A 3,870-nucleotide genomic window follows, 5' to 3' on the forward strand; every position below is an offset into this window, starting at 1 on the left:
TACTTCTATTCGGTTTACAGTTTTATATAACATTCGTCAAAAACTTACACGACAAGTTTTTTGCAACAGTCAAGTAATTAATTTGTTTTTATGCGGGTAGCACGAGATTCAACCTTTCTTTAGCGCCCATTCTATCAATATTTCTTCTGTAACACTTAGAGTATGTGTCTTTTTAATGTGTTTCAAATAATGTTCTTTTTCATCCTCTGGAAGTATGCTACAAGCAATAAGGAGTGCCCGTCGGCTCCATGGATCGAGTCCAGAGTAACTCTCCTTTAACTCTCGGATCCATGAAGAAGCCTTTGCCTCATAAGCAGCAAATATAATTTTTCGTTTGATTTCAGGAGCCGAATTTTGAAATAGTTCTAATAATTTTGTAAGATGATTCAAATTAGAATTGCTTGCAAACAGATTCACAATAGCTATATAAAAATATTCATTAGCATTAATTAATGGATCTTCTAGAATCTTCATTAAATTGTCACCTAGAACGAGAAAATCATCTTCAAAATATTCGCTAGCCGATATGAGATAATGACAAATATCGCTAATTGCAGGCATTAAGCGATTAATGTTTTTAATTGTAAACTCTATACCGGTAGGAATTCCTAATTGGCTGAGTCTGCGATAAAACCATCTTATTTTCTTAAAGTCGGGATCATCGATTTCAAGATATTCTTCAATTAATTCCTCTATATTTTCTGCAGAAAAACAATCTATTTCATCATCATTTAAACGTCTATAATTAAACGCCTGGTAAAGTCCAGCTGTATACTTTTTAAGTACTTTTATCATCTTATCTTCATTCTCGTTCATAGGGTTATCATTTAGCATTTGTTCACAATAAGGTATGAAGTCTTCGGTTGTTAGGATTTTTGTTTTCTGCTTTTGTAAAATCAATCTTTGCTGTTTATCAAGTATACCCGCCATATTGTATATAGCGATCTTTGCTTCCTTCTCAGTGTTACAGAAAACAAATATATCATCAGCATATCTACAAAAGTCCACACCTCTTACAGACAAGCTATCATCAATTGGAATGAGTGTACTTTCAGCCAAAAGATGTGATGAATGAGGTCCAATTGGAATCCCCCTTGAAACTGTCATAGTCAAATGTTCAAGAAGTCTTATGATAAACTTAGTTACTTGATTTGGTAACCCTGATTCTGTAAGTTGATTTTCCATAGTATGATGATAGATCTGATTATAAAAATCAGAAATATCCATTTGAACTACGTATTTTTTAATTTCACTTTTCTGTAAACATGCTTTCCAAAAGTCATTCCATGAACTTTCATTACTGTAAAATATCCCATTTTCAAGCGGGTTAAAGCGATAACTAAAAACAGTATCCTCGCTTACCCGACGTCTTCTATGTTCTATTTTACTACCAAACTCATAAGTTATTGCTGCCAGGAGTAGACTATCAATTGGATCTAATTGAGTTGCTACTCTATATGACAACTCCTCTTTAGGAATGACAAATCTTCTAGAAGGACTAAATTTATGTTGTGAAATATCAAGATCCTTCAGGCGTTTTATTACAGCTTCTTTATGTTTATCAAATACATAAATTTCTTTTGGACTTGGAAAGAGGTCCGTGTCCTTTTCCTTTATTAAATGATTTATTGCCCAACGAATTGATTCTTCCTTCAGTTTCAACCCCATACACTCTCCTCAAATACGCCTAGCAAACAGTTATAATCCAGCCCTTGCTTTTTAGTTCATTTCTCTCATCTACTGATAAAAAATCTTCATGAAATGCAACTCCAACTAAATGTGTAGGACGACTAATTGCCACAAAAGCAAGTCTAAGCATGTAATTAGTCAAAGGATTCCGAGCCTTTTCATTCAAAAAATCACCTTTAATGAATATTCCGCATTGAATTGAGCCATCGTTCCGGTGAGCGAGAGCCACGTCTCCGGCGTTTTTGAGCCACCCGTCCGGACGAGGGAGCCAGTCCATAAAGCCTCCTGTTAGAATGATTCGATATGCGTTGTTGAGAGACAGCGCCAATCATTCGTGAGGAGGTCCCTATGACCAAATATCGTGAAATCCTGCGGCTGCATAGCCAGGGAATCAGCCAACGTAAAATCGCTCTCAGTTGCGCCTGCTCGCGCAACACCGTCTCAAAAATCATTCTGCGAGCAGAAGAATTGGGCATCGCCTGGCCGTTAGAGAAAGAACTTACGGATGGCGAGCTTCGCCAGCGTCTCTTTGCTGAGTCTGCTCAAGTCTCGCGTCGTAAGCAGCCGGATTACGAGTACATCCACAAAGAGATGGCCAAAAGTGGCGTCACGTTAAGCTTACTTTGGAACGAGTACTGTGAGCAGTGCCGGTTGAGTCAAGAGGTTCCGCTTATGTACTCGCAGTTTTGCCACTACTATCAACAGTACACGCTCAAATCGAATGCCACGATGCGAATTCAGCGCAAGCCAGGCGAGCAGATTGAGGTGGATTGGGCGGGTCAAACCGCTTCCACCATTGACCGCGACCTGGCGAAATCGTCATCATGTATGTATTTGTCGGCGTGCTCTCCTACAGCCACTACGCCTACGTAGAGGCGTTTCCATCACAAGATCAGGAAAGCTGGATTACCGCCCACCTCCACATGTATCAAGCCTTTGGCGGCTCTACGCGAGTCCTCATTCCAAACAACTTGAAGACGGGAGTCGACAAAGCCACTGGACATGAGCCCGTCATTAACAAGATCTATCATGAGATGGCCGAGCACTACAGCACAGCCGTCATCCCTGCTCGTGTGCGCAAACCCAAAGACAAGCCAAATGTAGAGGGATCGGTCGGCGTTGTCTCCACATGGATTCTGGCTGCGCTGCGTAATCAACAATGCTTCAGCGCTGCTGAGTTAAACCGAGCGATTCGTGAAATGCTTGAAGTCTTGAATGCCAAACCGTTTCAGAAAAAAGAAGGGAGCCGGCTCAGCGTGTTTACGGCGGAAGAAAAGCCGTTTCTGCTAGCCTTACCTGCAACTCCCTACGAGATGGCGGTTTGGAAGACCTCCACGGTTCAGTTCAATGCGTGGAGAAAATGCACTACTCCGTCCCTTACGAGTACATTAAGCATCACGTTGATATTCGAATGACTCGAACCGCAATTGAGATATTCTATCAGAATCATCGGATTTGCTCGCATCCCCGGCTCCATGGAAAGCCTGGGCAGTACAATACGGTAGAGGCTCACATGCCGGAGAATCACAAACCATTTATCCAGTGGAATGCACAGCGTTTTATCTCTTGGGCAGAGCAAGTTGGCCCTTACGCAGGTGCCGCTGTACAGGCGATCCTAAGTTCGCATACAGTCGAGCAGTAGGGCTACAGAAGCTGTATGGCACTTCTGAAACTTGCCGACAAACACGGCATTAGCCGCCTTGAAGCAGTGTGCGCCAGAGCGCTATCGTATACGCCAAGACCGAGTTTTCAAAGCATCAAAACGATTCTGACGTCCGGTCAGGATCGTCTCGATGCTCAACCGCCTAGCGTAAACCAGACGGCTTCCTCCACCGAGAACCACAGCTTTGTCCGCGGCGCGGATTACTACGGGAGGGGCTAAGACATGGTGAATGCACCGACTGTACGCAAGCTGCATGAGATGCGCCTCTCCGCAATGGCGGAATCATTCCAAAACTAAGTAAATTTGATCCATGAAATTACTATTTATGGTATTGCCAGAATGTTATAATTTAGTTGAAAATTTTATTGTGGAACGTCATGTATATAATAAGAAGGGGGTGGAAACTCATGAAGCTGATCAGCCGTATAGTAGTAGGCATGATATTTGGTGCAACAGCGTCAATTGTTGTTTCCTTTGTGGTTAATCTTCTCGGAGGAATGGTTGGATATACCAGCCTG

General features: G+C 42.1%; 6 protein-coding genes. 4 read left to right on the plus strand and 2 right to left on the minus strand.

All coding sequences use genetic code 11. The annotated features are described in order from the left end of the window. Nucleotides 1-108 precede the first annotated feature (108 nt). Both ACE41H_RS24960 and ACE41H_RS24965 read right to left on the minus strand, forming a co-directional pair. The gene (locus ACE41H_RS24960; protein WP_375358278.1) at nt 109-1,662 is read right to left on the minus strand and encodes an RNA-directed DNA polymerase; all 1,554 of its coding nucleotides are present in this window, start codon (nt 1,660-1,662) and stop codon (nt 109-111) included. A gap of 25 nt (nt 1,663-1,687) precedes the next feature. Then, nucleotides 1,688-1,966 carry a hypothetical protein gene (locus ACE41H_RS24965; RefSeq protein ID WP_375358279.1) on the minus strand — a complete coding sequence of 93 codons (279 nt, stop codon included), beginning with the start codon at nt 1,964-1,966 and terminating at the stop codon, nt 1,688-1,690. Between the two features lie 71 nt (nt 1,967-2,037). Here ACE41H_RS24965 and ACE41H_RS24970 point away from each other — a divergent pair, with 71 nt between their 5' ends. From ACE41H_RS24970 to ACE41H_RS24985, 4 genes are read left to right on the plus strand one after another with little or no spacing between them, the layout of a single operon-like run. After that, a complete protein-coding gene (locus ACE41H_RS24970; protein ID WP_375358281.1) occupies nt 2,038-2,562 on the plus strand; it encodes a transposase in 525 nt (174 codons plus the stop codon). After that, the gene (locus tag ACE41H_RS24975) at nt 2,514-3,104 is read left to right on the plus strand and encodes a hypothetical protein (protein ID WP_375358282.1); all 591 of its coding nucleotides are present in this window, start codon (nt 2,514-2,516) and stop codon (nt 3,102-3,104) included. The genes ACE41H_RS24970 and ACE41H_RS24975 overlap by 49 nt, the downstream gene beginning before the upstream one ends. Then, nucleotides 3,101-3,331, plus strand: a complete 231-nt coding sequence (locus ACE41H_RS24980) for a hypothetical protein (protein WP_375358283.1) — start codon at nt 3,101-3,103, stop codon at nt 3,329-3,331. Before ACE41H_RS24975 ends, ACE41H_RS24980 begins: the two co-directional genes overlap by 4 nt. Nucleotides 3,332-3,346: 15 nt before the next feature. Continuing rightward, on the plus strand, nt 3,347-3,571 hold the full coding sequence (locus ACE41H_RS24985; protein ID WP_375358284.1) for a hypothetical protein: 225 nt from the start codon (nt 3,347-3,349) through the stop codon (nt 3,569-3,571). Nucleotides 3,572-3,870: the final 299 nt, after the last annotated feature.

This window comes from Paenibacillus enshidis, assembly GCF_042136365.1.
In the GTDB taxonomy this organism is placed as follows: domain Bacteria; phylum Bacillota; class Bacilli; order Paenibacillales; family Paenibacillaceae; genus Paenibacillus; species Paenibacillus enshidis.

What these genes read in the sequence shown, in the direction of transcription:
- ACE41H_RS24965 (WP_375358279.1), bottom strand. Translation starts at nt 1,966, where the DNA reads ATGGACTGGCTCCCTCGTCCGGACGGGTGGCTCAAAAACGCCGGAGAC.
- ACE41H_RS24975 (WP_375358282.1), top strand. Translation starts at nt 2,514, where the DNA reads ATGTATGTATTTGTCGGCGTGCTCTCCTACAGCCACTACGCCTACGTA.
- ACE41H_RS24985 (WP_375358284.1), top strand. Translation starts at nt 3,347, where the DNA reads ATGGCACTTCTGAAACTTGCCGACAAACACGGCATTAGCCGCCTTGAA.
- ACE41H_RS24980 (WP_375358283.1), top strand. Translation starts at nt 3,101, where the DNA reads ATGACTCGAACCGCAATTGAGATATTCTATCAGAATCATCGGATTTGC.
- ACE41H_RS24970 (WP_375358281.1), top strand. Translation starts at nt 2,038, where the DNA reads ATGACCAAATATCGTGAAATCCTGCGGCTGCATAGCCAGGGAATCAGC.